Origin of the sequence: Streptomyces sp. NPDC088915 (assembly GCF_044749825.1) — a bacterium.
Lineage (GTDB): Bacteria > Actinomycetota > Actinomycetes > Streptomycetales > Streptomycetaceae > Streptomyces.
The window spans coordinates 1-1,215 of record NZ_JBIVIR010000051.1 but is presented as its reverse complement, the minus strand read 5'-3'; the positions used below and the strand labels follow the sequence as shown (position 1 = coordinate 1,215).

Here is a 1,215-nt window from a genome sequence, read left to right as displayed (position 1 = left end):
CCTAAGGGGTGTCCCGTAAAAGATCTTCGAGGTCGGCGATGCGCTACCCCATGGCCGTGCGGGCCGCGTCTAGAAACGCCAGCCGGTTGTCCTCCAAGTAATCCCGCACGCTCTCGCCGTCGGGCAAGCCTTCCCACACCGTCCGGTTGAGGTCGAGGAAGTACGCGCGTGCCGCGTCGTGCACGGGCAGGGGGAACTGGATGCGGATGAGCCGCTCCGCAACCCACAGCCTGTTCATGACGTCCCGGGTCGTGAGGAACCAGGCGTCGGTGTCCTCCCACTCGGAAGGCCGACTGAAAGCGGAGCGTTCGGCCTCGGCCCCCACCTCGATGAACCGCTCCAGCAGGGCCAGCCGTTCCCCTCGCCGGGCCTCCGACAAGGCGATCTGCTGCCGTTGTTGTTCAGCGCGTTCCGCCGAGAGTTGAGTCCTGTGCTGGACGAGGTAGGACAACGAGCCGCCGAGGACAACGCCGCCCAGCGATATGAGTGACACCCAGACCTGACCTGACATGGCGGTCATCGTCCCATGCCGTCGATCTTTGAGACGATCTCGCTGTGGCTGGTGTGATCACGGCGTCCGAGCCGTCCTGGATAGCCCCGTTCACCGGGCTGAGCCCGCGTCAGTTCGGCAAGCTGATCACCGAGCTACGGCGCGAGGGCGCGGATCCGGTCCGCAGGGGTCGGCCGTGGAGCCTGCCCCTGGAGGACCGGATTCTGCTGGTTGCCGCATACTGGCGCACGAACCTGACTCTGCGGCAGCTCGCTCCGCTGTTCGGCATCTCGAAGTCCGCAGCCGACCGCATCATCGACCACCTCGGGCCACCGCTCGCGCTCCAGCCGCGCAGACGGTTCCGCAAGGACGCCGTGCTGATCGTGGACGGAACCCTGGTGCCCACCCGTGACCACACGGTCGCCGAGCAGTCGAAGAACTACAGGTACTCGACCAACCACCAGGTCGTCATCGATGCCGACACCCGGCTCGTGGTCGCGGTCGGCCGGCCCTTGCCCGGCAACCGCAACGACTGCAAGGCGTGGGAGCTGTCCGGCGCGAAGGACGCCGTCGGTCGCACCACGGTCATCGCGGACGGCGGCTACCGGGGTACCGGCCTGGTCATCCCGCACCGCCGCGAGCGCGGCCAGGCCGAACTCCCGGACTGGAAAGAGGAACACAACGCCTCCCACCGCAAGGTCCGCGCCCGCGTGGAGCACGTCTTC

2 protein-coding genes are annotated in these 1,215 nt (G+C 67.5%); one reads left to right on the top strand and one right to left on the bottom strand.

The window, feature by feature from the left end:
* Positions 1-43 precede the first annotated feature (43 nt).
* The gene (locus ACIP5O_RS36885; protein ID WP_401302243.1) at positions 44-520 is read right to left on the bottom strand and encodes a hypothetical protein; all 477 of its coding nucleotides are present in this window, start codon (positions 518-520) and stop codon (positions 44-46) included.
* A gap of 35 nt (positions 521-555) precedes the next feature.
* On the opposite strand from ACIP5O_RS36885, the gene ACIP5O_RS36880 reads away from it, so the two are divergent.
* Positions 556-1,215 (top strand): transposase (locus ACIP5O_RS36880; protein WP_401302240.1); only part of this gene is annotated, 660 nt, incomplete at its 3' end.